We start from the raw sequence: 24,896 nt of genomic DNA, 5'->3' as shown, positions 1-24,896 counted from the left end.
ATGCGTCCGCAATTTCGCTTTCTTCAAGAAGCCGCTTCACTGGCAGCTTCCGGTACGGTTCTTCTGACGACGGTGCCGGCATGGGCGGCTGGCTCGAACATGCCATGGGAGCAGCCGCTCAATCAAATCCTGCAATCGGTCGAAGGTCCGGTCGCGAAGATCATCGCCGTCATCATCATCGTCGTGACCGGGTTGACGCTTGCGTTCGGCGATTCGTCGGGTGGTTTCCGGCGGCTGATCCAGATCGTCTTCGGTCTGTCGATCGCCTTTGCGGCCTCGAGTTTCTTCCTGTCGTTCTTCTCCTTCGGCGGCGGCGTGGTGATCTGATGGATGAGCCCGTCGCAGGCTTTGTCGTACCCGTTCACCGCGCGCTCACCGAGCCAATCCTGATGGGCGGCGCGCCGCGGTCGGTCGCGATCGTCAACGGCACGCTTGCCGCAGCGCTTGGACTTGGACTGCGGTTGTGGATCGCGGGTCTCGTTCTCTGGTTCATCGGTCATATGGCCGCCGTCTGGGCTGCCAAGCGCGATCCCGCCTTTGTCGACGTGGTGCGCCGACATCTGCGCATTCCCGGTCATCTCAACCTCTGAGTTCCTTATCATGATGAACCTTGCCGAATATCGCCATTCTGATGCCCGTCTTGCCGACTTCCTGCCTTGGGCAGCCTTGGTCGATGAGGGAATCGTCCTCAATAAGGACGGTTCGTTCCAACGGACGGCAAAGTTTCGGGGACCTGACCTAGACAGCGCAGTGCCGGCTGAACTTGTCGGCGTCGCCGGCCGTCTGAACAACGCCTTGCGCCGTCTGGGATCCGGCTGGGCCGTGTTCGTTGAGGCGCAGCGCCATTTTGCAGGTGTTTACCCGCCGAACACCTTTCCGGATGTCGCGTCTGCACTGGTCGACGCCGAACGCAGAGCACAATTCGAGGAGGCAGGCGCCCACTATGAGTCGAGCTATTTCCTGACATTCCTCTATCTGCCGCCGGAGGAGGGAGCCGCCAGGGCAGAGCGACTGCTCTACGAGGGGCGCGATCGGACTGTGGGAGCAGACGCTCGCGAGGTACTTCGCGGGTTTGCCGATCAAACCGCCCGCGTGCTTCAGCTTCTTGAAGGGTTCATGCCGGAATGCGGCTGGCTCGACGATCAGGACACGTTGACCTACCTGCACTCAACGATCTCGACCAAGCGTCATCGCGTTCGCGTGCCCGAAATTCCCATGTATATCGATGCGTTGTTGGCCGACCAGCCGCTGACCGGTGGGCTCGAGCCGATGTTGGGCTCAGCCAACGTGCGGGTTCTCACGATCGTCGGCTTCCCGGGCACAACGACGCCGGGAATTCTGGATGACTTGAATCGCCTGCCGTTTTCGTATCGCTGGTCGACGCGCGCGATCATGCTCGACAAGACCGATGCCACCAAGCTGCTGACCAAGATTCGCCGCCAGTGGTTCGCCAAGAGAAAATCCATTGGCGCCATTCTCAAGGAGGTCATGACCAACGAGGCATCGACGCTCCTCGATACCGACGCCCACAACAAAGCGATCGACGCCGACGCGGCCCTACAGGAACTGGGGGCGGACCAGATCGGACAAGCCTTTGTCACGGCGACCATCACCGTCTGGGATGGCGACCCCGGTGCTGCCGACGAAAAGCTGCGGCTGGTCGAGAAGGTCATTCAGGGCCGCGATTTCACCTGCATGATCGAGACGGTGAACGCCGTCGAAGCCTGGCTCGGCAGCCTGCCGGGACATGTCTATGCCAATGTACGACAGCCGCCAGTTTCGACCCTCAATCTAGCTCACATGATTCCGATGTCGGCTGTGTGGGCGGGCGAGGCCAGGGATCTGCACCTCAAAGGCCCGCCACTCCTGTTCGGCAAGACCGAGGGATCGACTCCATTCCGATTCTCTCTCCATGTCGGCGACGTCGGCCATACCCTCGTGGTGGGACCGACGGGCGCTGGCAAGTCCGTCCTTCTTGCTCTGATGGCGCTGCAGTTCCGCCGTTACCCGAACTCTCAGGTCTTTGCGTTCGATTTCGGTGGTTCGATCCGGGCCGCCGCGCTCGCCATGGGGGGCGACTGGCATGATCTCGGCGGTGCATTGTCCGATGGGGACGAAAGCCCCGTCGCTCTGCAACCGCTGGCGTGGATCGATGACCCTTCGGAGCGCGGATGGGCCACCGAATGGATCGGCGCGATCCTGGCACGAGAAAAGATCGAGATCACCCCGGAGGTCAAGGATCACCTGTGGTCGGCGCTGACGTCTCTCGCTTCGGCGCCGAGGGAGGAACGGACGCTCACAGGCTTGTCAGTCTTGCTGCAATCGAACTCCCTGAAACGTGCCTTGCAGCCCTATTGCCTGGGCGGTCCCTCCGGGCGCCTGCTCGATGCCGAATTCGAGCGCCTCGGCGAAGCCGCAGTCCAGGCGTTTGAGACCGAAGGATTGATCGGAACGAGCGCGGCCCCGGCCGTCCTGGCCTACCTCTTTCATCGGATCGGAGACCGTCTCGATGGTCGGCCCACACTTCTCATTGTCGACGAGGGTTGGCTTGCCCTCGACGACGAGGATTTTGCCGGTCAACTTCGAGAGTGGCTGAAGACGCTTCGCAAGAAGAATGCGTCCGTCATCTTCGCTACTCAGTCGCTTTCGGACATCGACGGCTCCGCGATAGCGCCGGCGATCATCGAAAGCTGTCCGACGCGCTTGTTGCTGCCGAACGAGCGGGCGATCGAACCGCAAATCACCGCGATCTACCGCCGCTTCGGCCTCAATGACCGCCAGATCGAACTTCTGAGCCGGGCAACGCCGAAGCGCGACTATTACTGCCAGTCTCGCCGCGGCAACCGGATGTTCGAACTAGGGCTTGGGGAAGTTGCGCTCGCCTTTACGGCAGCCTCGTCCAAGACGGACCAGACTGCCATTGAGCGGCTCCTCGCCGAACATGGACGTGACGGCTTCGTGCCCGCCTGGCTCCAGCACCGTGGCGTCGCTTGGGCCACGGACCTGATCCCAAATCTCAGCAATCTGGAGAGATCGCTATGAGCCGACTTACCACTTTGTTGGCCGCTGGCACCATTGCGCTCACGCTTGGCGTCACAGCGCCTACGCGGGCGCTGATCGTCTTCGACCCCAACAATTACGTCCAGAACGTCCTGACCGCCGCGCGGGAATTGCAGCAGATCAACAACCAGATCACCTCGTTGCAGAACGAGGCGCAGATGCTGATCAATCAGGCAAAGAATCTGGCAAACCTGCCGTATTCGTCGCTGCAGCAACTACAGTCTTCAATCCAGCGGACGCAGCAGTTGCTGGCCCAAGCGCAGCGCATTGCCTACGACGTTCAGCAGATCGATCGCGCGTTCTCGACCAGCTACGGGCCGGCCTCGGGTAACCAGTCGAACCAGGTATTGATGGCCAACGCTCAATCGCGGTGGCAGAACTCCGTCGCCGCCTTGCAGGATTCACTGCGGGTTCAGGCCGGCGTCGTTGGTAATCTCGACACCAACCGCATTCAGACATCGACGCTCGTGACGTCGAGCCAGGGTGCAAGTGGTGCCCTGCAGGCAACCCAAGCCGGCAATCAGATCCTCGCGCTTCAGGCGCAACAACTCGCCGATCTCACCGCCACCGTGGCGGCACAGGGCAGGGCGCAGAGCCTTGAAGCAGCGCAGCGTGCGACCGCGCAAGACCAGGGCCGAGAACAGCTCCGTCGGTTTCTGACGCCGGGACAGGGCTATCAATCCCAAGACGTGCGGATGTTCCACTGATGACCGGTACGGGCCCATTCAAGGCGCTGTCGCTACTCACGACAGTCGGGATACTGCTCGTCGGAGCCTGCACGATCCAGCTTCGTGGCGGAGGAGAGACGCCGGCGCCGCCACCGGCAGAGCGGACCTCAGTCGTCGACGGTTCCGATCTCGCCAGCTGCCGCACCGTCACTTCGGTGGATGCGGCAGGTTATCAGCATTGCCAGAAGATTTGGGCTGAAAACCGACGTCGCTTCTTTGGCAGGAAGGACGGTGCTGCCGCGTCGAGGGGGCCCGATCCAGTCGCAGGCCTGACGCCCGCACCAAAAGATGAGAGCAGGATGCCGCAAGGGTATCCATCCGTGGTGCTACCTGGAGCGAGTAAGCCATGACGGGTACCGGCATCATTGATCAATTCCTGGAGACGTTTACCCGCTATATCGATAATGGCTTCGGGCTTTTGGGTGGCGACGTCGGATATCTCGCAACTACGCTTGCCGCGATGGACATCACGCTTGCCGCTTTGTTTTGGAGTTGGGGGCCGGACGAGGACATCATTGCGCGCCTCGTCAAGAAGACACTATTCGTCGGCGTCTTTGCCTATCTGATCAGCAATTGGAATAGCCTGGCGCGCATCGTCTTCGAAAGCTTCGCGGGTCTCGGGCTGAAAGCGTCCGCCACCAGCCTTTCCGCGGCCGATTTCTTGCGACCAGGAAAGATCGCTCAAGTCGGTCTCGATGCCGGCCGACCGCTGCTCGACTCGATCCCTGGCCTGATGGGGTACATCAGTTTCTTCGAAAATTTCGTTCAGATCGTCGTTCTCTTGTTCGCGTGGGTCGTTGTGCTGCTCGCCTTCTTCATTCTGGCAATCCAGCTCTTCGTCACCCTAGTTGAGTTCAAACTGACGACTCTGGCTGGCTTCGTGCTCATTCCGTTTGGTCTGTTTGGCAAGACCGCATTCGCGGCCGAGCGTGTTCTGGGCAACGTCATATCCTCCGGCATCAAGGTCCTGGTCCTGGCCGTCATCGTCGGTATCGGCTCTACCCTGTTCTCGCAGTTCACCGCTGGCTTTGGTGGTAATCAGCCGACCATCGAAGACGCGATGACGCTGGTGCTGGCGGCGCTCTCCTTACTAGGGCTCGGCATCTTTGGTCCGGGTATCGCAAACGGCCTTGTGTCAGGTGGACCGCAACTCGGCGGCGGCGCCGCTATTGGAACAGGCGTTGCTGCCGGCGGCATTGTTGCGGCGGGCGCGGGTCTTGCCGCCGGCGGTGCTGGTCTCGCTGGCGGCGCGATCGCTGGCGCCGCGCGTAGTGGCGGCGCTGCGATGAGCGGAGCATCAGCGGCCTACCGGAGCGGCGGCCTTGCCGGTGTCGCGGAGTCCGGCGCTTCCGCTGCGATGAGCCCGTTGCGTCGTGCGGCGGCTGCGCTCGGCGGAGGTGGGGAAGCCGGCGCGCAGGGCGCGAGCACTTCGGCCGAAGGACAGCCAGAGTGGGCGCGTCGCATGAAGCGTGCCGAGACTGTTCGGCACGGTGCGTCGGCAGTCAGCCACGCGGTTCGCTCAGGTGATCACGGTGGCGGTGGCTCTTCCGTCGATTTGTCTGAAGGAGAGCGCTGATACTTAGCCACTGCGCCTTCGCCAGCCGCTGCGCAGCCGACTGAAACCCGAACACCGCACGACTCAAAACCGATCACTTGATCTCAGGGGCAACTATCCATGTTCAAACGACCTTCCGTGCACTACGGGCGCATGCCCGAGCCGATCACGCCTTACCAAAAGGTAGCGCAGGTTTGGGACGAACGCATTGGATCTGCCCGCGTACAGGCCAAGAACTGGCGCTTGATGGCGTTCGGCTGCTTGATGTTATCAGCCGGTCTCGCAGGTAGCCTGGTTTGGCAATCGAGCCAAGGCTCGATCACGCCCTGGGTTGTCGAAGTGGACCATCTCGGCCAGGCCCAAAGGGTCGCGCCCGCCAACATCGACTATCAACCCAATGATGCGCAGATCGCCTACCATCTGGCTCGCTTTATCGAGGATGTCAGAGGTCTGCCCGCGGACGGCATCGTTCTGCGCCAAAACTGGCTCCGGGCCTATGATTTCACGACCGATCGTGGTGCTGCTGCGCTCAACGACTATGCGCGCAACAATGACCCCTTTGCCAAGTTGGGCAAGGCCCAAATCTCCGTGGACGTCTCGAGCGTCATTCGCGCGTCGTCCGAAAGCTTTCGGGTCGCGTGGACCCAACGCGTCTACGACAATGGCTCGCTGAACTCGACGGAGCGCTGGACTGCGATTCTCTCGATCGTGATCGAGACACCCCGCGATGCTGAACGCCTTCGCAAGAATCCTCTTGGCGTCTATGTCCGCGCCATCAACTGGTCAAAGGAGTTGAGCCAGTGACCAACACGACGCATGACGTTTATTCGAATCGTCCTTTCCAGCAGATCAGGCTCAACTCGGCTTGGTCCCGATTCGTGACCTCAAGGCGAGCACTTCTGTCAGCGCTCTTGCTTTGCTCGTCGGCGCTCGGTGGGTGCTCGACCTATATTCCTCCGGAGATCAGCTATGACGCTGAAGTCCCGCCGCTACCGGCGGCTCCAGCGGCGTTGGACGACAGGTCGCAGCCGCTTCACGTTCCGCCGCTCTGGAAGCCGGTTCTCGGCGGCAAATCGGGAGGGAAGGAAGACGCCGAGCCAGTGAGCCGGGTTGAGACGGCAAACAGTGCGGCCCGGGTCGAACCGCGCAAACGCGGGTATTTCAACGCGGCGCAGATTTACGCGTACAGTCCTGGAGCCCTCTATCAGGTTTACGCCGCACCGGGGGAGATCACGGATATCGCCCTCGAGGAGGGTGAGCAGTTGGCGGGATCAGGACCCATCGCGGCCGGGGATACGGTGCGTTGGGTCGTGGGCGACACCGAGAGCGGGAACGGCGACACGCGCCGCGTCCATATCCTTGTCAAGCCGACCCGTGCATCGATCGAGACTAACCTCGTCGTCAATACCGACCGCCGCACCTATCTTATCGAACTCCGATCCCGCGAGCGGCCGTACATGCCGTCCGTTTCCTGGTACTATCCGGAAGCAGCGCGCGAACGATCCCGTTCAGTCGCTCTGAAGCCCGTTCTTCCGGATCCGGCGCAGCGTATCTCCCGCTACGCCATCGAAGGGGACAGTCCTCCGTGGCGGCCGCTCGCCGCATATGACGATGGCCGTAAGGTCTATGTCGAATTCCCGCTCGGCATTGTGCAGGGCGAAATGCCTCCGCTCTTTGTCATTGGACCGGACGGCAAGACTGAACTCGTCAACTACCGCGCCTACGGCAACGTGCTGATCGTGGATCGGCTCTTTGCAGCCGCCGAACTCCGGCTCGGCGGCGAGCACCAGCAGAAGGTCAGGATTGTCAGGACCGACGGGAGGCCGTCGTCATGAACACTCCGAATGGAAGCGATCACGAAAAAATAATTCCGCCGGAGACACAAGGGGAGCAGTCCGAAAGCTTCCGCTTGAGAGCGGAGAATCCGCGTGTCACACGATTGTCCCGGAGGGTCCTGGCCGGCGGGAGCGCCGTTGCATTGCTCGTCATCGGCGGGACTGTGTTGTGGTCGCTGCAGACCAATCGTCCCCGAAACTCGGCGGCCGACGAGCTTTACAGTACTGATCATCACAGTATTGCTGACGGCATTACGACGCTGCCGAAGGATTACGCTGGCGTTTCGCGGCAGCCAATCCCGCAACTCGGTCCGCCACTCCCTGGGGACCTCGGTCGACCGATCCTTGCCGCCCAAGGCCAGTCGCCGACGATCGGCGGTGATCCGGAACAGCAGCGTCGAGACCAAGAGACCGAGGCAGCCCGCATCAGCCATTTGTTCGCTGCGACCAATGGAGGAGTGCGTCCGCCCACTGCTGCCGCGGTTGGAAGCGACCGCGTTGTGCCACCGAACGCAACGAACTCTGGCGACGATGGATCTGCGCAGAATGGCCAGGACCGCAAGCTTGCCTTCGTCAATGCCTCCGTGGACCGTCGCACGGTAAGCCCTGACCGTGTCACCAGACCCGCTTCACCATACATCGTTCAGGCCGGGACGGTGATTCCGGGAGCACTGATCACTGGGATCCGATCGGACCCGCCAGGCCAAATTACCGCTCAGGTCACCGAGAATGTTTTCGATACACCGACCGGTCGCTTTCTGCTTGTGCCTCAGGGTGCGCGCCTGATCGGTATTTACGATAGTCAGGTCACTTTCGGCCAGTCCCGCGTCCTGCTCGTTTGGACCCGGCTGATCATGCCGAATGGACGTTCAATCGTTCTCGAGCGGCAGCCTGGCGCTGACACCGCGGGATATGCAGGTCTCGAAGACCAGGTCGACAACCACTGGGGCGAACTCTTCAAGGCTGCGGCATTATCGACGTTTCTGGCGATCGGGACCGAACTGGGGGCTGGCTCGGACACCAATAGCAACGACAGCGCCATCATCCAGGCATTGCGGCATGGCGCCTCCGACTCGCTGAATCAAACCGGACAACAGGTGGTTCGGCGCAGTCTCAACATCCAACCCACTCTCACCGTGCGACCTGGCTTTCCAGTTCGCGTTCTCGTCAATCGCGACCTCATACTGGTGCCATACGGAGGGTAACGGCATGCCCAAGCTCAAAATAGCAGCACTGCCGGACGACAAGCCGGTCAAGGTCGCCGCCGAACTTCCGGCATCAGTGCATCGGGATCTCGTCGCCTATGCAGAGGCCTTGGCAAGCGAAAGTGGGCAGCGCATCGATCCGGCGAAATTGATCGCACCGATGCTAGCGCGCTTTATGGCCACGGACCGCGGATTTGCAAAGGCAAGACGAGCCGGTCACCCCTCGAGAGCCGGCGGAAGCGAGGGATAGCGCTCTGCCAATAGATTGAGGAAACGGTTTAGAGCCGGATTTTCATTGTCGTCGCGCCAATGCGCAAAGAAGTCTACACGGCTAGGTCCTGTCCCGTCGTGCAATTCCCGGTACGCAAGCCCAGCGAAACTTGCGCCGATATCCGATTCCATCACCAGACTGAGCCCCATGCCCATACTCGTCAGATTTTTGATAATGCCGCGGCTTACGTCGTGGCGCTCTACTGCGGGCCGGTCGTCAGGTGAGGCGAGCTTCGAAATCAGGAGATCCTCGAGCTCTCGTCCAGGATCAATCTTGCTTAGAAGTATCTTTTCGTTACGCAAATCTGCCCAATAGATGGTCTTGCGCGCCGCTAGGCAGTGATCCTGAGGCAACGAGATCAATATGCGCTCGCTCCACAGCAGTAGTGATTTGACGTCTATTGAAGCCAGACGTCCAGGGCTAACGACGACGTCGACGGTCCCGTTACGCAGCGCGGTCATCAGATGAAAGCGAGAGCGTTCCATCGTTGCCAATTCGATCTGCGGGAGCCGCTTCCTAAATTCACCTATCGTCGTCCGCAAATTGCCGGTAGACACGGACGTGTAAAAGCCAATAACGAGATGGCCAGTATCGCCGCGACCACCGGACCTCCCAGTTTCAACGAGTATGTCGACCTGTTCCAGGATCAGCCGCGCAATTCGCAAAACCGCTTGCCCAGCGATAGTGGGCTTGATTCCTCCGCTGGAGCGCTCGAATAGTGAAGTTCCAACCAGATATTCAAGCTGACCGATGGATCGACTCAGGACAGTGTGCTTGATCGAAAGGACATCAGCGGCTCGTCGAAAGCTCCCGTAGTCGCTGGCTACAACGGCGAATCGAAGCTGTTGCAGGTCAAGCGAGTTCGCTGCGTACCGCCGATTGTGTCGGATCCCGGGTTCTGTCATTTTCGAAGCTCGGTAACAAACCACAAGACAGGAAGTCCCCGATCCACGCGAGGACCTCCAATCTCGTTCATTGGCAGGGATCGTTCTGGGCGGCAGCAAAGATTACTGGCGTCCAGAGAGTCGGTGTCGAAAGACCCCCAGCCTTGCGGAGATTCCGGAGAACTTCGCTCGAAATCGCAAGGTAACCCGCCAAAGCTACGGTTTTGCCGATTGTGGCCGGATTGCCAATGCGTCGCAGCGGCCAACCGGCCCGTCGAAGAATTCGCTCCATTCGGAGATCTGTGACAGTAACGATATCAGTGAGTTGTCGTGAGAGCCCGAACTCGACCATTCCGGCAAACAGCTCATATGCGGCGCGAGTTATGCCGTGATTTCCTTTGGGGGCGCCGGCTGCAATGTCGATAGCGAACCTGCTGCTTTCCCATACTAGCGGAGTTGACGGCGCGGGTTGATCTTCAAGAAGCGCGGGAAAGGTGTCGCGAAGCATGGTTGGGCCAAGCGTGGGGAGCAGTCGTACGGAACCTTGCACTTGGCCATTTTCACCTACCTGGATTAGATAGTCAGGATGCAGCGCGTCGAATTCGTCGATCTCCATGTCGTCGCTGGTCTCGACTTCCCATGCCATGCGCAGTTTGAAGACACGATGCCGCAACCGATGCATCTCAACGAGAGTGTCGGAAAGCTCTCCGTACGAAGGTGGTGTGATCAACTGGATCATAATCCCTCCAGAAGTGTTCAATAGCCTTCGTTGAAGCGCGATCATCGCTTCAAATCATCACCTGTAGTTGTAGGGGGAGGGCACCCTAATTTTGCTTTTTTCTATTTGCAGCCGCCAAGTGTATTACGGCCTGCGCGATCGTGCGTACGCCGAGCTTTTCCTTCGCATTCTCTAAGTAATACGCAACTGTGTTGCGCGAGATGCCGAGAATGCAGCCGATTTCCCAAGAGCTCTTTCCTCGAGCCGCCCACTCCAAACATTCTACTTCGCGGCGCGATAGCCGAATTCCGTCGAGACCACGTTCGTTTCCGAGCTTGCGACGAACGTGAGCATGAAAATACATCGCCATGAGTTGAAGGACACGCGTGTACGAATCAATGCATTTCTCGAATTGTGGCCGGCTCTCGTCAGTAGCGAAAGTCAATGCGGAGATTGGCCCATGCCCATCGTGAATAGGCACCGTGAAGCCGAACCGGATTCCGCATTGCGCGGCTTCATCGAATAGTCGCCGCTGTTCTTTTGAACTGGTTTGTGATCGAAAATCGATTCCCCATCGAAAGGGCTCGGGGCTCTGAAGGGCTTTTCGAATGACGGGATCAATGACTTGGTATTTCTTATCTAGATAATGGGTCGTCCATTGCGTTGGATATGTTGAGATGAGTCGGGGCTTCCTGTCTTCTTCGCTCTGGAGAGCGAGATAAGCGAAACACGAGAGGTCCAAAGCGGATGCTGTTTTCGTCAGCGCGTTGGAGAAGCCTGCGGCGTCTTCGGCGCCAATTATTGCATCAATGAATTCTTGGAATGCCCGATGCATATTTTCTCCCCCAGATCAGTATGTGCAGAGGCCTTGTAGGCGACCCATCGCAGCGTCGTCGCGGTACGGCGCTTGAGGATGCGTTGCCCGTCGGGCTAACGGACGGCCTGCTAACGTCAAAAACAACACGTCTCCGCAGCGGGGCTCGTCCGTCACATTACGATCTCTCATGTGCAGCAATGGCGATACGCGGGATTCTGCGGACGCAAGGACCGTCTCATTGATAGGGTTTGCGCAGGCAGGCCAGACGTAGGTTAGAGGTCGCCGCGGCCGAGCAGCGCGTGTAGCGCAGCCTGCCGCATGATGGAGACGATTGACGCCTCGTCTAGGCCCTTCTTGAGTGTCGCCGCCGTGTTGAGCATGGAGAACACGCCCTGCGTTAGCAGTCGCGCCTCCGGTTCGGACAGGTCGGGCCGAAGCGGCATTACGACGGAAACCCACTCTTCGGCGTACAACGCCATCTCGCGCCGGATCCTTCTGTGGTCGTGTTCAGGAAGAGCGTGCTCGTTCTTTGTGAAGATGAGCGTGCTGGGTGGCCCCTTGAGAATCAACCGGATGTGCGACTCGACCATCGCCACGATGGCCGCCTTAGGTTCCGTCGTCGTTTCCGCGATCCGCTTTGCGATCCCGTGCACGATCTGCGTCGGCTCCTCCAGAACCGCGATCAGAAGTGCCTGCTTGTTCTGAAAGTGGCGATAAAGTCCGGGGCCGGTGATGCCCGCGCGTGCAGCGATCATCTCGACAGTGACCGCGTCGTAGGAGTGCTGCAGGAAGAGCTCGGCGGCGACCGCGATCAACTGTGCGCGCCGCCCGCTGCTGTATGCCCGCTTGATCGGTAATGGCTGGATGCTCATCGGGACGAACCGTACCACGCAGCGCACACGAAGCACCTTGCCATCCCTCGCGCCCGCGTCGTCTGTCCCAAGCTGAATGAACGGATCACGTAAACATCTCGTTTCATCGGAATGTAAATCATGACTAACTTTTTTTGCGACATCGCCTGGTCTCAGGTAAGGGCCTTGCACCTTGTTGTACGCGCTTTGCTTTACGGAGTTTCATATTTTTTCGGGAAATCTAGAAATATTCTATTCAAGGACCCGGCTGACTGAAGGCTGTTGACAGGGCGATTCACTGAGTTCAATGTTAGTACAGATTAACATCTTGGACTCAATGGAGGCGCGACGCATGCGGTTTGTCTTCTTTAGCGAGGGGGAGACCCCACCGGGACATACCCACGCGCAGCGCTACCGCGAGCTCATTGACGAGGTTCTGCTGGCGGAAAAAGTGGGCTTCGATGCGTTCGGGTGCTCGGAACAACATGTCGCGATTGGCACGGCCTCGACCTCAGCCCCCGAAGTGATTTTTCCGTACTTGATGGCGCTGACCAGCAGGATCCAATTCATCCACCTGATCACGCCGCTGCCCAAGAAGATCAACCACGCGCTGCGCGTTGCGGAGCGGCTGGCGACCGAGGATATCCTGTCCAACGGCCGCGTCGCGCTTGGCGTCGGACGCGGCAACACCACCCTCGCACTGCGCGCCTTCGAGGTTTCCCCCGACGAGACGCGGGGCCAGCAAATCGAAGGCATCGAGATCATTCGCCGAGCCCTCGCGAACGACGTCTTCTCTTTCGTCGGAGAGCACTACAAGATTCCGCCGCGCAGCCTAGTTCCTAAGCACGTTCAGCAGCCCTATCCGCCGATCCTGATGGCGACCGGAAGCCCGGAGTCGGTCACTGCTGCGGCCCGGATGGGCATCGGCGCCATGATGGGTGGCGGCTATAGCGGATTCGGCTCCGTGCAGAGGATGGCCGACCTCTACGACAAGGAGCTGGCGAGCGCCGAGCATGTGTACCCGGTGCAGGCGCAGAAGGTAGCGGTCGTGTCCGGCGGAATGCACTGCGCTGAGACGAGTGAGAAGGCGGAGCGGTGGGCGGCCACTCTGGCCGAGAGCGTCGCTCTGTCCATCGACGCCTACGAGCGGCTCTCGAAGCTGTCCAGCGACTATGCGAGCCTCGGAAAGATCAAGAACGTCGACTTCAGAAACCAGCGCTACCTGTTCGATGAGTCGGCCAGCTTCATCGTCGGAGATCCGAAGACCTGCATCGCCCAGGTCCAGCGGTTCGTCGACATAGGCATCGACGCGATCGCGATGCGCGTCGACGGCCTCCCGCACCGGGAGTTGATGAAGTCCATCGAGCTGTTCGGCAATTACGTCATCCCTGTTTTCAAGAACCTCAGGTCGGTGGTGCGCAGGCCAGAGGAGATCCTTGCCGACATTCGAACCGCTCGCCCCGCTCACTACGCCGAGGTCGAGGCCTACCAGCGCGCCGCCGCAACGGCCGACGCGACTGCTCCCAAGAAGGCCGACACCGTCGGCGCCGCCATGCTGGGAGAGAGCCGATGACCAACTTGCTCCGCGACGACATCTTGGCCGAGGCTCGGCAGGCCTTCCGCGAAAGGCAACACCCGCGCTTCCCCTCGGCTCGCGATGAAGACCGCTCGATCATGGTCACGCGCGAGCAAGTAGAGGAAAGGCGCATTCGATGACGGCTCCATCCACGCGAAACGAACGCGAGGCGGCTACCGGGCTGCTGACGGGTGACCACGACGGCGTCGTGGTCGCAACGCTCGACAGGCCGCCGGCCAATGCCTTGAACCGTCCGCTGCTGCTCGCCATGACGGCGCTGTTCCGAGATCGTGGCGAGAGCGATCCGCCGCCGCTGGTGATCACTGGCGCCGGGAAGCGGTTCTTCTGCGTCGGCGGCGACATCAAGGAGGCGGATGGGCTCGCCGCCGATCCGATCGCGGACCGGATGCGGGCGTTCCACAACCTGCTCGTTGCGATGGAGCGATACCCGGCTCCGGTGATCGCCGCCGTCAACGGCGACTGTGTCGGCGGCGGCGTGGAATACGCGCTCTTCGCGGACGCTGTGCTCGCGGTGCCTCACGCCCGGTTCGGATTTCCGGAGATCAGGCACGGCCTTCTGCCTGCGGACAAGGGCATCCAGCGCCTCGTCCGGCTGATCGGGGCGCGGGCCGCGCGTGACCTGCTGCTGAGCGGTGAGCTCATCGGCGCTGATCAGGCGGCGCGGTTGGGTCTCGTGGACGCCATCGTCGAGCCGGACCGATTGGTGGCGGAGGCGCTCGGCCGGGCCCGCGAGGCCGGGCGACGAGCGCCTGTCCTCTATGCGGCACTCAAGCATGCCGTCAACGATTACGACGACATCGAGGATCAACAGCGAGCCGAAATGACGCTCGCCAAAGCTGCCTCCTGGTTCAATGACCCCGGGGCCCGGAGCCTCCGTGAAGGATGGAGGCAGGGCCGTACGTTGTCGCGGCCCTCCGACGGAAGGCCACCAGCACTGAACACCACACCACACGCAGGCCCGATAAGCCTGCTTCACGAACCGGAGCGATGACCATGGTCACAAATCCCGCAGCCGCTGCCCGCGCACGGCAGGTGCCAGTGCTGAGCGGCGTCGTCGACAGCGGCGTCGCCAACTTCGAGGCCGTCGAGCGAACCTTCGCCCAGATGGTGCAGGACCGAGCCGGGGTCGAGCCCGAGGAGGTCGCGTTCTGTCAATGGGACGGGACGCGCGCGATCCCGACCACGTGGGCGCAGTATGCCTCGGCCATGCGCGAGGTGGCGCTTGGCCTGGCGGCCCTCGGCGTCACGCGCGGGGACAGGGTCGCCATCATGGCGCCAGGCCGGGGCGAGTGGGTGATAACGGCGCTCGCCATCCTCTCGGCCGGGGCGATCCCGGTGGGCGTCTACCCCACGAGCGCCGCCGCGGAGGTGAGGCAGCTCGTCGGGCATAGCGAGGCTGTCGCCATGGTCGTCGGGGACCACGCCGACGTCGCAAAGGTCGCCGCGGTCGTCCCGGAGCTTCCCGCGCTGCGGGTCGTGATCAGCTTCGACGGCGCTCCGTCGGGGCTGCCCGAGACAATCGTCAGCAAGACTTGGGCCGACCTGCGCGAGGCCGGCCGGGCCCTCGACGAAACCAACCCGGCTCTGTTCGACTTCCTCCTCGACGGCGGGCACATCGACCAAACGGCGGCCTTGTTCTACACCTCCGGCTCCACCGGAGCCCCCAAGGGGGTCATCCATACCCACCGCACCCTGCAGTACTCGATACTCGGCTCCGCCGTTCTCAACCCGGAGCTGACCAAGACTCGCCGAGACTCGGTCAGCTTCCTGGGCCTGTCCCACGTCTCTCCGGCCTTGTCCGGCGTCTTCTCACCGATCATGACCCGGGCGGTGGTGACCTTCTGCCGCCTGGACCAGAGCTCCGAGGCCCTCCGCGGCGCACGTCCTACCGGGATCGTTTGGCCGCCGCGGCTGCATGAGAAGCTGCTCAGCGGCGCACTGTCCGCGATCAAAGCGGCGCCGGCATCGTTCCAGAAATCCTACGAGGACGCGATGGCGGTGGCCCGAGAGGTCGCCGCCACGCGCCGAAGCGGCGAAGCCGTGCCTGTCGCGCTGCAAGCCCGCTACGACCAGGTCCAGGAGAAGGTGTTCCTGCCCCTGCGCGCGCAATTGGGCGTGGACCGCGTCGGCGTCGCCTGGACTGCGTCGGGCGCGATGACCCCCGAGGTGCATGCACTCTGGCAGATGTGGGGCGTGGATTTGCGCGAGCTCTACGGCACCACCGAGACCTGCGGCTGGGTGCTCGCACAATGGGACCGCGCCTTCCCGCCCCCTGGAACCGTGGGCAAGGCGATGCCCGACCCGCGCTTCGCGATCAAGACCAGCAGCGAGGGCGAGCTCTTGGTAAAGGGACCGCTGCTGTTCCGCGGCTACTGGAACGACCCGGAAGCGACCGCGGAGGTGATGGACGGGGAATGGTACCGCACCGGCGACCTCGTCGAGATTGATGCTTCCGGCGAGGTCAAGCTCATCGGTCGGGCCAAGGACATCATCGTCACCAACGGCGGCAAGACCATCAGCCCGCAACCCATCGAGGTGCGCCTCAAGGCCTGTCCCCTCGTCGAGGAGGCCGTGGTCGTCGGCGACGGCCGCAGATACCTCACCGCCCTTATCTGGCCAAGCGAGAATGGCGGCAGGCTCGAGAAGGCAGTGCTGCAAGACGGTCTGCGCACTTGGATCGAAGACCTCAACGCCGAACACGCGCGCCCCCTTCAGCTCAAGGACTTCCGTATCGCGCCACGTGCGCTTTCGCTTGGCGCGGGTGAGCTCACTTCCAAGGGCACGATCCGTCGGGCTGCGGTGCTGACTTCGTTCAGCGCACTCGTGGATGAGATGTACAGCGCCGCGGAGCACAACGAGTTCGCTGGCCAGGCGCGGCTCCAGGGCTGAGGAGGAACGTGAGATGAAGTATCCCGGGCGACCGCGGGAGCTGCGGATCGAGCATCTGACCAGCGCCGAGATCGGTGAGGCGATCGCTGCCGGCGCCCGCACGGCGATCCTTCCGCTGGGTGCGATAGAGCAGCACGGACCGCATCTCCCGCTGTCGATGGACAGCGATCACGCCGACGCGCTCGCGCTCCGCATCGCTTACGGGCTCGGCACCGCACTGGTCCTGCCCACGGTCAGGGTTGGGTACTCACCCCACCACCTTGGCTTCTCCGGCACCCTCTCGGTGCGTCCTTCCACCTTGGAGGCGATCTGTATGGACTACTGCAGCAGCCTGGCTGCGCATGGGTTCACCCGCGTCGTCCTCTTCTCCGGCCACATCGGTAACTATCCGATCATGCGGGACTTCGAGCCGCGGCTGGCTGCGGCGCTCGCCCCGGCGCTTCAGGTCATAGTCTATCGAGACAGTGCCGCGATCCTCGACGCGTGGCGGAAGTCCGCGCAGTCGGTCGCTGGCCTGGGAAGCCACGTCGGTGGTCACGCAGATGTGGCCGAGACCTCGGTCATGCTCGTCCTGCACCCCGGGAAGGTTCGGGCCGACCGGGCGGCGGCGGGATACCTCGGCACGGTCGACGAGGAATTCCTGCATCGGGCGTTCGTCGACGGCATCGACGCGGTCGCGCCCAACGGTGTCCTCGGCGACCCCAAAGGGAGTTCGACGGCGATCGGCCACGCCGCATTGGACGCCGTGACCGATCTCGTCGTCGAGTACGCCACGGCGCACGGAGCGTGAGTCGCATGCCATCCATGAGCCAGCAGATGGACCGCAGGATGCTGCGCGACGCCTTCGGCGCGTTCCCGACGGGCGTGGTGGCCGTGGCGGCGCAGGTCGACGGGAGGCTGGTGGGTCTCGCGGCCTCTTCGTTCACCTCGGTCTCTCTCGAACCCCCACTGGTGTCATTCGCTGTCGCAAAAGGCTCGACCACGTGGCCCGAGCTGCGCCGAGCCAAGCAGCTCGGCGTCACCGTGCTCGCCGAGGACCATGGCGCATTATGCCGCCAGCTCGCTGGTCCGTCCCAGGAGCGATTCACCGGCGTTGCCTTCGAGATCACCGACAGCGGTGCGGTGATGCTCACTGAGGGGATCGCCCAGTATGACTGCACTGTCCGCGAGGAGTTGGAGGCGGGCGATCACATCATCGTGCTGCTCCAACTCCATGCCGTCGTCGTCCGTAGCCGCGGGCAGCCCCTCATCTTCCACCGCAGCGAGTTCGGAAGGCTGCGGCCGCAGAAGTAAACCGACAGGGAAGCAAAAGGAAAAGATCAATGACACAGCATGACTACAAGTATCTTATCATCGAGAAGCGCGACAGAGCCGTCGCCGTTGTGACGATGAACCGGCCGGAGATTCTGAACGCGATCAACTGGGAAATGCACGAGGAACTGGAGCAGGTCTTTGTGGATCTCGACAAGGACGAGTCCGTCCGTGCGATCGTTCTGACCGGTGCGGGCCGCGGCTTCTGCTCGGGGGGCGATCAGAAGTCGCTCGACACGGGGCTCGGCAAGGGCAAGGGTCCGTCGCCGACGAGGGGCGGACGCCACCTCATCCGCAATATGCTTGAGGTTGAGGTGCCAATTATCGGCGCCGTCAACGGCGTTGCTGTCGGTCTAGGCGCAACACTTGCATTGTTCTGCGACGTCATCTTCGCAAGTCCGACCGCGCGATTTGCCGATACCCATGTGACGGCCGGCGTGGTGGCCGGAGATGGTGGTGCCGTGATCTGGCCGCTGCTGATGGGACCGGTGCGAGCGAAACACTATCTCATGACGGGCGAGTTCATTTCCGCGGAGAAGGCGGCGTCCATGGGGATGATCAACGAAGTCATTTCTGACCGGGACGTCAAGGACGCAGCCATCGAGTATGCCGAGATGCTCGCCGGCGGCCCGCAGAAGTCAATCATCTGGACCAAATACAGCGTCAACAAGATCATCAAGCAGTATGCGCATCTGCTGCTCGATACGTCTGTCGCACTGGAGGCGCTGACTTTCACGTCGCCAGAGCGACGCGAAGCTGTGGCCGCATTTGCAGAGAAGCGGAAACGATTCGCGGAGCGAGGATGAATGTCGAATCCTTTGATGCACGAGAGGAGACATTGCATGAAGAATTGCATCGGAAAAGAAATGGGAATGAGGAATGGGCTTTTGCACCTGGCCATCGCAATGGTGCTAACGATTGCGCTGTCGGTCTCACCGGCGAAAGCTCAGAAAAAATACGACCCCGGCGCCAGCGATGCGGAGATCAAGGTCGGTCAGACCATGCCATTCTCGGGGCCGGCATCGGCCTATGCCTCGATCGGCAAGACAGAGGCCGCCTATTTCAAGATGATCAATGATCAGGGCGGCATCAACGGCCGCAAGATCAACCTGATTCAGTATGACGACGCCTATTCGCCGCCGAAGGCGGTGGAGCAGGTGCGCAAGCTCATTGAGAGCGACGAGGTGCTCCTGACTTTCCAGATCCTCGGCACGCCTTCGAACGCAGCCGTGCAGAAATATCTCAATTCCAGGAAGGTGCCACAGCTGTTCGCGGCCGCCAGCGCCTCGAGGTTCTCCGATCCGAAAGACTTTCCGTGGACCATGGGCTATGACCCGAACAACTTCGTCGAGGGGCGCATCTACGGCCAGTACATCCTGAAGGAGCATCCGGACGCCAGGATCGGCGTGCTTTATCAGAATGACGACTTCGGCAAGGATTATCTGAACGGCATCAAGGTGGGGCTCGGAGACAAGGCCGCCAAGATGGTGGTCGCGGAAGCTGCCTACGAGGTGACCGATCCGGCCGTCGACTCGCAAGTCCTCAGGATCAAGGATGCCGGCGCCGACCTGTTCTTCATCGCTGCCACCCCGAAGCAGACGGCGCAGGCAATCAAGAAGACCGCTGAGATCGGGTGGCATCCGGTCCAGATCGTCGACATGAAGGCTAGCTCGGTCGGCAGCGTCCTGAAACCGGCCGGGCTTGAAAACGCCAAGGGTCTCATCAGCACCAATTACGGCAAGGAGCCGCTCGATCCGCAATGGAAGGACGATCCGGGCATAAAGCGCTATCTGGCTTTCATGGAGAAGTACGATCCGGGCGGGGACAAGAGCTCGAACTTCAACACCTATGCCTACAGCGCGGCACAGCTTCTGGTCCACGTGCTGCAGCAGTGCGGCGACGACCTGACGCGCGAGAACGTCATGAAGCAGGCGGCCTCGCTCAAGAATGTCACGGGCGACCTCGCGCTGCCCGGGATCACGATCGACACCTCGTCGACCGACTACCGTCTCCACAAACGGTTGCAGATGATGCGGTTCAACGGCGAGCGCTGGGAGCTGTTCGGCCCAATCCTGGAGGTCGCGGGGCCTGCGGGCTAGTTGCTGAGTTCTGCGATCCAATCGGCGGCCTATGGGCCGCCGATTTTTTTCGGAGCGGCATCGCGTGCCGGATCAGGCGCAAATCCTCGACCCCGGACGGGAACGGGCTCAGCGGCGTATGATCTTCTTGAGGATTTCGGTAAGTGTTCGAAATTCTTCCCGGGTCAAGGGAGCGAACGTCTCGCTTGAAATCTCACCGACCGTTTCGATTGCGGCGTCCGCCACCCGTCTGCCCTTGTCGGTCAAATCGACCTCCCGCCGTCGCGGATCCAAAGGATCCTCGGAACTCGTTATAAGGCCGCGTAATTTGAGACGGTTAATAACGCCGGTAATGGTAGCTGAGTCGTAGTGTATCAGGCGTCCCAAATGGTTTTGCGAACAAGGTCCGACCTGCCTCAATTTCGCCAGCGTTGAGAATTGAGGCGCCGTCAATTCTTCAATCATCTTCGCGGCAAAGATGGCTGTGTGAGTACGGAGCGCGACGCGCAGCAAGAAGCCCGGTGCGTCATCCAGCCTGTATGACTGTGCAGCTTCTTTTTTCTTTTCCACCGAGCGCCGCTTCGTTTTCGTTTGCACGACTTTCGTTCCCTTGCGGTTGCCGCATCTCGCCGAGAGAGCTTTGGCTGATCGACTCCGAAGTCCTCGGCGCCGATCATTGGTCTACATTCGTTGAACTCAGGAATCCATCTTTGTTGGCCGGAGACCGACTTTATCGTCCCACCGCCGTGTTGAGGTGATCCGGCACGAGCTGCCCGTTTCTCGGCTCCTCGGTCGTCCGGGTGGCGGACATCTGTAGCTTTAAGGACTGAAGTCGTGCGGCGCTCAACATTCGGCCGCGAGTTGTTGGACGGGCTCCCCTCATTCGCGCTGCGGTGCATCATAGATTGTGTGTACAAGTGCAGCACTTGCATACGAGTGATAAATGACGTAGTGTCCTCAGATCGCCTCAGCGGGGCACCAAGGCACCATCGGCTTCACGAATGTCGGCAACTGACCAAATGAGCTCCGTTCGACCAGACCTGATCGAGAAGGTCACCGGGCGCGCCGAATACATTACCGACCTGATGGTCCCGGGGATGCTGCACGGATTTGTGGTTCGCTCGCCGGCCGTTCATGCCCGCATCGTTTCGATCGACACGAGCGCCGCCCGTTCGATGGACGGCGTTGTGGACGTACTTGTCGGCGAGGATGTTGTCTCGTTCGGGCGCTGGGGCATTGTGCTCAAGGACCGGCCGATCATTGCCACCGACCGCGTGCGATATGTAGGCGAACCCGTCGCCGTGGTAATCGCTGAAACCATCGAGATCGCGGAAAACGCCGCAGAACTCATTGATGTCAGTTACGAGGAGCTTCCGCGGGCAACGAGCATACAGGAGTCCATGGCGGACGGCGCGCCGCTGATCCACGAGCGCCACGAAAATCTTCAGGACTTCTATTTCAAAGGTGGAGCCAAGCCGACGCAAGGCAGCAACATCTTCCACACCTACCGCAGCAATGTCGGGGACGTCGACGCCGCCGAGGCGGCCGCTGCCTACGTTCACGAGGATCACTTCACGTTCCCGGCCATCTCTCACTTCGCGATGGAGCCGCACGCGGTCATCGCGGACTTCAACGGCGATTCCCTCACGGTCTGGACCGGTGCGCAGACGCCGACCGCTGTTCAAAAGGTGCTGTCGCGCCTGTTCGGTCTGCAGTTGGCCAAGGTCCGCGTGATCGTCCCTTTCGTCGGCGGCGGCTTCGGCGGCAAGGCGTCGGTGAAGATCGAGCCGCTGGTGGCGGCCGCGTCGTGGAAAGTGCAGCGCGCTATCCGCGTGGCCCAATCCATTTCCGATTCAATGCTGACCTGCCGAAGGCTGGGGGCCGAAATCGCGATTCGCACGGCCGTGGACGCAAAGGGGCGAATCCTCGCCAAGAGCGCCAAACTGCTGCTCGATGGCGGCGCCTATTCCGACACGGGCTCCGCTGTCGCCACCAAATCGGCCAATCGCATCATCGGTCCCTATGCGGTGCCGAACCTGCGCCTCGAGGCTTCGGCCGTTTACACCAACACCGTGCCCGGCGCTGCCTTCCGTTCTATCGGCGGGCCGCAGGCTGTCTGGGCCAAAGAATCCCACATGGACAATGTCGCTGCGGCCATCGGCATGGATCCGGCCGAGTTCCGGTTGAAGAACCTCGCGGCCCGTGGCGAGCGCACGCGACCCGATCTGCGTGCGCTCGACATGGACATGAGTGAGCTGATGGGCCGTGTGACCCAGTCGTTCGCATCGGGCTCGCAGGCTTCGAATCGGCGGTCTCGCGGAATGGCGGTCGCCGCGACCGATCCGGCGAACACGCCGATCGCCAACGCGATCGTCCGTCTCAAGATCGATGGATCGATCCTGGTTTCGGTCTCCAGCGTCGAAGTCGGCCAGGGCGCGCATGCAACCATGGCCCGGATCGCCGCGCAAACGCTGAAGCAGCCGTTCTCCGCAGTCAGCACCTTGCGCGCAGATACGGCCGTCGCCCCATACGACTGGGGCACGGGCGCGAGCCGATCGACCGTCGTGGTCGGCCTGTCGGTCGAGAATGCTGCGCTCGATGCCGCCGATCAGATCCTCGACATGGTCATGGATGTCTGGGAGCTTCCCAAGGAGAGTCTGTCGCTCGTCGAGGGGGGGGTCTCTACCGGGTCGGAGGTTCTGACCTTCCATCAGATCTTCCACCGCACGCTCGGCGTCGACTCCGGGGAGGTCGTCGGGCGTGGCGCGATCACGCCGCGTTCGAAGAAAGGCGGGCTGGCCGAGTCACCGCTGTTCTGGGAAACATCCGCGGGCCTTGCCGAAATCGTCGTCGATGAGGACACCGGCGAGATTCGCGTGCCACGTTACGCGAGCGCCGCCGACGTCGGGCGCGTGATCGATCGCGTCGCCGCGGAAGGCCAGGACGAGGGCGCCGCCACCATGGGCTTCGGACACGCGCTCTACGAACAGCTAGAATTCGAGGACGGTCAGCCCGTCAATGCGACGCCGATCGACTACACGATCCCGCGCATTTCGGACGTGCCGCCGGTGTTCGATACCATCCTGATCGAGAATGGCGACGGGCCGGGTCCGAGCGGCGCCAAAGGAATGGGCGAAGGAGCGATCCTGCCCGTCGCGCCGGCAATCGCCAACGCGCTGTTCTCGGCCTACGGCGTCCGGATTACCGATCTCCCGATGACGCCTGAAAAGGTATGGCGCGCCCTGCAGAAGAGGAAGTGAGTTCATGGAATTCAATATGTCGATGCTGGTGCCGGCGACGCCAGAGGATCTCTGGAAGACGTTGATTGACGTGCCCAGCATCTCGTCCTGCATCCCCGGATGCGAGGACGTCGAAGAGATCGCGCGGCTGGAATCCTACAAGGCGACGGTCAAGCAGAAGATCGGGCCTTTCAAGCTCGAAGTGCCGGCCGAGATCCTTGTCGAGTCGGTGACGGAGCCGTCTCACGTCCGCACTCGTGCCACGGGCCGCGACAAAATCACCGGGACCAGGCTCGCGGTCATCCTCGACGTCAGCGTGATTCCGGAAGACTCGGGCTCCAAGCTGGCCGTCGACGCGAAGGTCGACATCCAGGGGCGCCTGGCGACCATGGGACTCGGGATCATCAGACGCCGCGTTGACCAGAATTTCGAGGAATTCGAGACGCGACTCAAAAACCTGCTAGGCGCGGCCTGATCATGCTGCCGACTCCTTTCGAATTTGAGAGGGCATCCACCATCGCCGACGCCATCAGGGCGGTCGGGCAGGAGGGCGACGGCATGTTTTATTCCGGCGGCACCGAATTGCTGCTGGCGATGAAGATGCGCGTCATCCATACCGAGCGGCTTATCGACATCAAGGGAATCCCCGGCCTCGATCGCATCGTTCTGAACGACGCGAACGAGCTGGAAATCGGTTCGCGCTGCACGCACGCAAAGATCGCGGGCGATCCCGTCATTCGCGAACATGTGCCGGCGCTGGCCTCGCTCTGTGCCGATGTGGCGAACGTCCGGGTCCGCAGCGTCGGAACAATCGGCGGCAATCTGTGCTTCGGCGAGCCGCATGCGGATCCGCCAACGATGCTCGGGGCGTTGGATGCGCGGCTGGTGCTTCAAGGTCCAAGCGGCACCCGCTTGGTCCACGCCGACGATTTTATCCGGAGCGAGCTGGAAACGGTGCGGGAGCCCGACGAGTTGCTGACGCGCGTGGTGGTTCCGCGCGCCACCGGGCCCGTGACCTATCGGCGGTTCAAGCACGGCGAGAGGCCCTCGGTGAACGTCGCCATGGCTTGGTCGCTGGACGCCAACGGAAGGAGGATCAGAAGCGCCCGCGTGCGGGTTGGAGCGCTCGGTTCGCGACCTCAGCCCTTGAAGGCCGTTGAAGATGCCCTCCAGGGCATATCCGTCGCCGAGGTCCGTCCGGCGATCGAGGCGGTGCTCCCGACGGCACTGGATGAACTCGACGTCAGCGAGGACCGGCACGGCAGTGCGGACTACAAGCGGCATCTCGCGGGCGTTCTGCTGCTGCGAAACGCCGAAGAGGCGGTTGCGATGCGAGGGCACGCCAAATGACGAATGTGCAGCCCATTTCGTTCTCGTTGAACGGAAAGCCGGTCACGATGGGGATTCCCGCCCATACGCTGTTGATTGATCTCATCCGGGATCGCATCGGCCTGAAGGGCACCAAGCGGTCCTGCGACATGGAAGTGTGCGGCGCCTGCACTGTGCTCCTCGATGGCGATCCGATTTCGAGCTGCACGACGCTCGCTGTCGATGTCGATGGGAAGGAGATCACCACCATCGAGGGCGTCACGCCACCCAATGGTCTCTCGAGGATCCAGAAAGCGTTCGTGCTCCACGGCGGCCTTCAATGCGGCTTCTGCACGCCCGGCTTCATCATGGCGATCACCGCGCTGCTGAAGGCGAATCCGCATCCGACCGATGAGGAAATTCGCCACTACCTGCACGGCAATCTCTGCCGTTGTACCGGATACACCAAGATTTTCGACGCCGTTAGGAGTCTTGCCGTCGAGCAGGTTTCCGAGGACGCCGCCTTACCCGCTGCAGGGTAGCGCAATCT

27 protein-coding genes are annotated in these 24,896 nt (G+C 61.7%); 22 read left to right on the top strand and 5 right to left on the bottom strand.

Annotated elements, in window-relative coordinates:
- The 10 genes from BraRD5C2_RS19510 (at nt 1) to BraRD5C2_RS19465 (ending at nt 8,633) form a co-directional block, all read left to right on the top strand.
- On the top strand, nt 1-327 hold the full coding sequence (locus BraRD5C2_RS19510; RefSeq protein WP_223970506.1) for a TrbC/VirB2 family type IV secretion system protein: 327 nt from the start codon (nt 1-3) through the stop codon (nt 325-327).
- Nucleotides 327-590: a VirB3 family type IV secretion system protein gene (locus tag BraRD5C2_RS19505; RefSeq protein ID WP_219685391.1), complete on the top strand. Its 264-nt coding sequence runs from the start codon at nt 327-329 to the stop codon at nt 588-590. The genes BraRD5C2_RS19510 and BraRD5C2_RS19505 overlap by 1 nt, the downstream gene beginning before the upstream one ends.
- Before the next feature lie 10 nt (nt 591-600).
- Complete coding sequence (trbE, locus tag BraRD5C2_RS19500) at nt 601-3,042, top strand: conjugal transfer protein TrbE (protein WP_223970505.1); 2,442 nt, start codon at nt 601-603, stop codon at nt 3,040-3,042.
- Nucleotides 3,039-3,767, top strand: a complete 729-nt coding sequence (gene trbJ, locus BraRD5C2_RS19495) for a P-type conjugative transfer protein TrbJ (protein ID WP_223970504.1) — start codon at nt 3,039-3,041, stop codon at nt 3,765-3,767. The genes trbE and trbJ overlap by 4 nt, the downstream gene beginning before the upstream one ends.
- On the top strand, nt 3,767-4,138 hold the full coding sequence (trbK-alt, locus tag BraRD5C2_RS19490; protein ID WP_223970503.1) for a putative entry exclusion protein TrbK-alt: 372 nt from the start codon (nt 3,767-3,769) through the stop codon (nt 4,136-4,138). The genes trbJ and trbK-alt overlap by 1 nt, the downstream gene beginning before the upstream one ends.
- Nucleotides 4,135-5,364 carry a P-type conjugative transfer protein TrbL gene (gene trbL / locus BraRD5C2_RS19485; protein WP_223970501.1) on the top strand — a complete coding sequence of 410 codons (1,230 nt, stop codon included), beginning with the start codon at nt 4,135-4,137 and terminating at the stop codon, nt 5,362-5,364. The genes trbK-alt and trbL overlap by 4 nt, the downstream gene beginning before the upstream one ends.
- 99 nt (nt 5,365-5,463) lie before the next feature.
- Nucleotides 5,464-6,147: a conjugal transfer protein TrbF gene (gene trbF, locus BraRD5C2_RS19480; RefSeq protein WP_223970500.1), complete on the top strand. Its 684-nt coding sequence runs from the start codon at nt 5,464-5,466 to the stop codon at nt 6,145-6,147.
- Nucleotides 6,144-7,178 (top strand): P-type conjugative transfer protein TrbG, encoded by a 1,035-nt coding sequence (trbG, locus tag BraRD5C2_RS19475; RefSeq protein ID WP_223970499.1) that lies wholly within the window; start codon nt 6,144-6,146, stop codon nt 7,176-7,178. Before trbF ends, trbG begins: the two co-directional genes overlap by 4 nt.
- On the top strand, nt 7,175-8,383 hold the full coding sequence (locus BraRD5C2_RS19470; protein WP_223970498.1) for a TraB/TrbI/VirB10 family type IV secretion system protein: 1,209 nt from the start codon (nt 7,175-7,177) through the stop codon (nt 8,381-8,383). The genes trbG and BraRD5C2_RS19470 overlap by 4 nt, the downstream gene beginning before the upstream one ends.
- A gap of 4 nt (nt 8,384-8,387) precedes the next feature.
- Nucleotides 8,388-8,633 carry a DUF2274 domain-containing protein gene (locus BraRD5C2_RS19465; protein WP_080650397.1) on the top strand — a complete coding sequence of 82 codons (246 nt, stop codon included), beginning with the start codon at nt 8,388-8,390 and terminating at the stop codon, nt 8,631-8,633.
- On the opposite strand, the gene BraRD5C2_RS19460 is transcribed toward BraRD5C2_RS19465, so the two are convergent.
- The 4 genes from BraRD5C2_RS19460 to BraRD5C2_RS19445 form a co-directional block, all read right to left on the bottom strand.
- Nucleotides 8,600-9,559, bottom strand: coding sequence for a LysR family transcriptional regulator (locus tag BraRD5C2_RS19460; protein WP_223970497.1), 960 nt, complete (start codon nt 9,557-9,559; stop codon nt 8,600-8,602). The two genes, BraRD5C2_RS19465 and BraRD5C2_RS19460, sit on opposite strands and share 34 nt — an antisense overlap.
- A gap of 67 nt (nt 9,560-9,626) precedes the next feature.
- A complete protein-coding gene (locus BraRD5C2_RS19455; RefSeq protein WP_223970496.1) occupies nt 9,627-10,277 on the bottom strand; it encodes an acyl-homoserine-lactone synthase in 651 nt (216 codons plus the stop codon).
- A gap of 85 nt (nt 10,278-10,362) precedes the next feature.
- Entirely contained in the window at nt 10,363-11,091 is a 729-nt protein-coding gene (locus BraRD5C2_RS19450; RefSeq protein ID WP_223970495.1) for a LuxR family transcriptional regulator, read from the bottom strand.
- A 254-nt stretch (nt 11,092-11,345) separates the two neighbouring features.
- Nucleotides 11,346-11,945, bottom strand: coding sequence for a TetR/AcrR family transcriptional regulator (locus BraRD5C2_RS19445; RefSeq protein WP_223970494.1), 600 nt, complete (start codon nt 11,943-11,945; stop codon nt 11,346-11,348).
- A gap of 331 nt (nt 11,946-12,276) precedes the next feature.
- Between BraRD5C2_RS19445 and BraRD5C2_RS19440 the strand changes: the two genes are divergently transcribed.
- From BraRD5C2_RS19440 to BraRD5C2_RS19405, 8 genes are all read left to right on the top strand, one after another.
- Nucleotides 12,277-13,497 carry an LLM class flavin-dependent oxidoreductase gene (locus BraRD5C2_RS19440; protein WP_223970492.1) on the top strand — a complete coding sequence of 407 codons (1,221 nt, stop codon included), beginning with the start codon at nt 12,277-12,279 and terminating at the stop codon, nt 13,495-13,497.
- Nucleotides 13,494-13,640 (top strand): hypothetical protein, encoded by a 147-nt coding sequence (locus BraRD5C2_RS19435; protein WP_223970490.1) that lies wholly within the window; start codon nt 13,494-13,496, stop codon nt 13,638-13,640. The genes BraRD5C2_RS19440 and BraRD5C2_RS19435 overlap by 4 nt, the downstream gene beginning before the upstream one ends.
- On the top strand, nt 13,637-14,512 hold the full coding sequence (locus BraRD5C2_RS19430; RefSeq protein ID WP_223970488.1) for an enoyl-CoA hydratase/isomerase family protein: 876 nt from the start codon (nt 13,637-13,639) through the stop codon (nt 14,510-14,512). Before BraRD5C2_RS19435 ends, BraRD5C2_RS19430 begins: the two co-directional genes overlap by 4 nt.
- A complete protein-coding gene (locus BraRD5C2_RS19425; RefSeq protein ID WP_223970486.1) occupies nt 14,509-16,410 on the top strand; it encodes an AMP-dependent synthetase/ligase in 1,902 nt (633 codons plus the stop codon). Before BraRD5C2_RS19430 ends, BraRD5C2_RS19425 begins: the two co-directional genes overlap by 4 nt.
- A 13-nt stretch (nt 16,411-16,423) precedes the next feature.
- Nucleotides 16,424-17,200, top strand: a complete 777-nt coding sequence (locus BraRD5C2_RS19420; RefSeq protein ID WP_223970485.1) for a creatininase family protein — start codon at nt 16,424-16,426, stop codon at nt 17,198-17,200.
- Nucleotides 17,201-17,214: 14 nt separating this feature from the next.
- The gene (locus BraRD5C2_RS19415) at nt 17,215-17,703 is read left to right on the top strand and encodes a flavin reductase family protein (protein ID WP_223970484.1); all 489 of its coding nucleotides are present in this window, start codon (nt 17,215-17,217) and stop codon (nt 17,701-17,703) included.
- Nucleotides 17,704-17,732: 29 nt separating this feature from the next.
- Nucleotides 17,733-18,527 carry an enoyl-CoA hydratase/isomerase family protein gene (locus tag BraRD5C2_RS19410; RefSeq protein ID WP_223970483.1) on the top strand — a complete coding sequence of 265 codons (795 nt, stop codon included), beginning with the start codon at nt 17,733-17,735 and terminating at the stop codon, nt 18,525-18,527.
- Nucleotides 18,528-18,593: 66 nt separating this feature from the next.
- Nucleotides 18,594-19,820 carry an ABC transporter substrate-binding protein gene (locus tag BraRD5C2_RS19405; protein WP_223970482.1) on the top strand — a complete coding sequence of 409 codons (1,227 nt, stop codon included), beginning with the start codon at nt 18,594-18,596 and terminating at the stop codon, nt 19,818-19,820.
- Nucleotides 19,821-19,928: 108 nt separating this feature from the next.
- Here the strand turns inward: BraRD5C2_RS19405 and BraRD5C2_RS19400 are convergent, their stop codons facing one another.
- Nucleotides 19,929-20,396 (bottom strand): MarR family winged helix-turn-helix transcriptional regulator, encoded by a 468-nt coding sequence (locus tag BraRD5C2_RS19400; RefSeq protein ID WP_223970481.1) that lies wholly within the window; start codon nt 20,394-20,396, stop codon nt 19,929-19,931.
- A gap of 404 nt (nt 20,397-20,800) precedes the next feature.
- Here BraRD5C2_RS19400 and BraRD5C2_RS19395 point away from each other — a divergent pair, with 404 nt between their 5' ends.
- From BraRD5C2_RS19395 to BraRD5C2_RS19380, 4 genes are read left to right on the top strand one after another with little or no spacing between them, the layout of a single operon-like run.
- Nucleotides 20,801-23,059 (top strand): xanthine dehydrogenase family protein molybdopterin-binding subunit, encoded by a 2,259-nt coding sequence (locus BraRD5C2_RS19395; protein ID WP_223970480.1) that lies wholly within the window; start codon nt 20,801-20,803, stop codon nt 23,057-23,059.
- Nucleotides 23,060-23,075: 16 nt separating this feature from the next.
- Nucleotides 23,076-23,513 carry a CoxG family protein gene (locus BraRD5C2_RS19390; RefSeq protein ID WP_223970479.1) on the top strand — a complete coding sequence of 146 codons (438 nt, stop codon included), beginning with the start codon at nt 23,076-23,078 and terminating at the stop codon, nt 23,511-23,513.
- A 2-nt stretch (nt 23,514-23,515) separates the two neighbouring features.
- Nucleotides 23,516-24,388, top strand: coding sequence for an FAD binding domain-containing protein (locus BraRD5C2_RS19385; protein WP_223970477.1), 873 nt, complete (start codon nt 23,516-23,518; stop codon nt 24,386-24,388).
- Nucleotides 24,385-24,888: a (2Fe-2S)-binding protein gene (locus tag BraRD5C2_RS19380; RefSeq protein WP_223970475.1), complete on the top strand. Its 504-nt coding sequence runs from the start codon at nt 24,385-24,387 to the stop codon at nt 24,886-24,888. Before BraRD5C2_RS19385 ends, BraRD5C2_RS19380 begins: the two co-directional genes overlap by 4 nt.
- Nucleotides 24,889-24,896 lie beyond the last annotated feature (8 nt).

The sequence above is a fragment of the Bradyrhizobium sp. RD5-C2 genome (assembly GCF_019972155.1).
Classification (GTDB): Bacteria; Pseudomonadota; Alphaproteobacteria; order Rhizobiales; family Xanthobacteraceae; genus Bradyrhizobium.
Note: the sequence above shows the minus strand (reverse complement) of the source record. Positions and strands in the feature narration are given on the sequence as shown.

Bases quoted from the DNA above. Each gene is read 5' to 3' on its own strand.
- BraRD5C2_RS19510 (WP_223970506.1), top strand. From the start codon at position 1: ATGCGTCCGCAATTTCGCTTTCTTCAAGAAGCCGCTTCACTGGCAGCT.
- BraRD5C2_RS19505 (WP_219685391.1), top strand. From the start codon at position 327: ATGGATGAGCCCGTCGCAGGCTTTGTCGTACCCGTTCACCGCGCGCTC.
- trbE (WP_223970505.1), top strand. From the start codon at position 601: ATGATGAACCTTGCCGAATATCGCCATTCTGATGCCCGTCTTGCCGAC.
- trbJ (WP_223970504.1), top strand. From the start codon at position 3,039: ATGAGCCGACTTACCACTTTGTTGGCCGCTGGCACCATTGCGCTCACG.
- trbK-alt (WP_223970503.1), top strand. From the start codon at position 3,767: ATGACCGGTACGGGCCCATTCAAGGCGCTGTCGCTACTCACGACAGTC.
- trbL (WP_223970501.1), top strand. From the start codon at position 4,135: ATGACGGGTACCGGCATCATTGATCAATTCCTGGAGACGTTTACCCGC.
- trbF (WP_223970500.1), top strand. From the start codon at position 5,464: ATGTTCAAACGACCTTCCGTGCACTACGGGCGCATGCCCGAGCCGATC.
- BraRD5C2_RS19470 (WP_223970498.1), top strand. From the start codon at position 7,175: ATGAACACTCCGAATGGAAGCGATCACGAAAAAATAATTCCGCCGGAG.
- BraRD5C2_RS19465 (WP_080650397.1), top strand. From the start codon at position 8,388: ATGCCCAAGCTCAAAATAGCAGCACTGCCGGACGACAAGCCGGTCAAG.
- BraRD5C2_RS19460 (WP_223970497.1), bottom strand. From the start codon at position 9,559: ATGACAGAACCCGGGATCCGACACAATCGGCGGTACGCAGCGAACTCG.
- BraRD5C2_RS19455 (WP_223970496.1), bottom strand. From the start codon at position 10,277: ATGATCCAGTTGATCACACCACCTTCGTACGGAGAGCTTTCCGACACT.
- BraRD5C2_RS19450 (WP_223970495.1), bottom strand. From the start codon at position 11,091: ATGCATCGGGCATTCCAAGAATTCATTGATGCAATAATTGGCGCCGAA.
- BraRD5C2_RS19445 (WP_223970494.1), bottom strand. From the start codon at position 11,945: ATGAGCATCCAGCCATTACCGATCAAGCGGGCATACAGCAGCGGGCGG.
- BraRD5C2_RS19440 (WP_223970492.1), top strand. From the start codon at position 12,277: ATGCGGTTTGTCTTCTTTAGCGAGGGGGAGACCCCACCGGGACATACC.
- BraRD5C2_RS19435 (WP_223970490.1), top strand. From the start codon at position 13,494: ATGACCAACTTGCTCCGCGACGACATCTTGGCCGAGGCTCGGCAGGCC.
- BraRD5C2_RS19430 (WP_223970488.1), top strand. From the start codon at position 13,637: ATGACGGCTCCATCCACGCGAAACGAACGCGAGGCGGCTACCGGGCTG.
- BraRD5C2_RS19425 (WP_223970486.1), top strand. From the start codon at position 14,509: ATGACCATGGTCACAAATCCCGCAGCCGCTGCCCGCGCACGGCAGGTG.
- BraRD5C2_RS19420 (WP_223970485.1), top strand. From the start codon at position 16,424: ATGAAGTATCCCGGGCGACCGCGGGAGCTGCGGATCGAGCATCTGACC.
- BraRD5C2_RS19415 (WP_223970484.1), top strand. From the start codon at position 17,215: ATGAGCCAGCAGATGGACCGCAGGATGCTGCGCGACGCCTTCGGCGCG.
- BraRD5C2_RS19410 (WP_223970483.1), top strand. From the start codon at position 17,733: ATGACACAGCATGACTACAAGTATCTTATCATCGAGAAGCGCGACAGA.
- BraRD5C2_RS19405 (WP_223970482.1), top strand. From the start codon at position 18,594: ATGAGGAATGGGCTTTTGCACCTGGCCATCGCAATGGTGCTAACGATT.
- BraRD5C2_RS19395 (WP_223970480.1), top strand. From the start codon at position 20,801: ATGTCGGCAACTGACCAAATGAGCTCCGTTCGACCAGACCTGATCGAG.
- BraRD5C2_RS19390 (WP_223970479.1), top strand. From the start codon at position 23,076: ATGTCGATGCTGGTGCCGGCGACGCCAGAGGATCTCTGGAAGACGTTG.
- BraRD5C2_RS19385 (WP_223970477.1), top strand. From the start codon at position 23,516: ATGCTGCCGACTCCTTTCGAATTTGAGAGGGCATCCACCATCGCCGAC.
- BraRD5C2_RS19380 (WP_223970475.1), top strand. From the start codon at position 24,385: ATGACGAATGTGCAGCCCATTTCGTTCTCGTTGAACGGAAAGCCGGTC.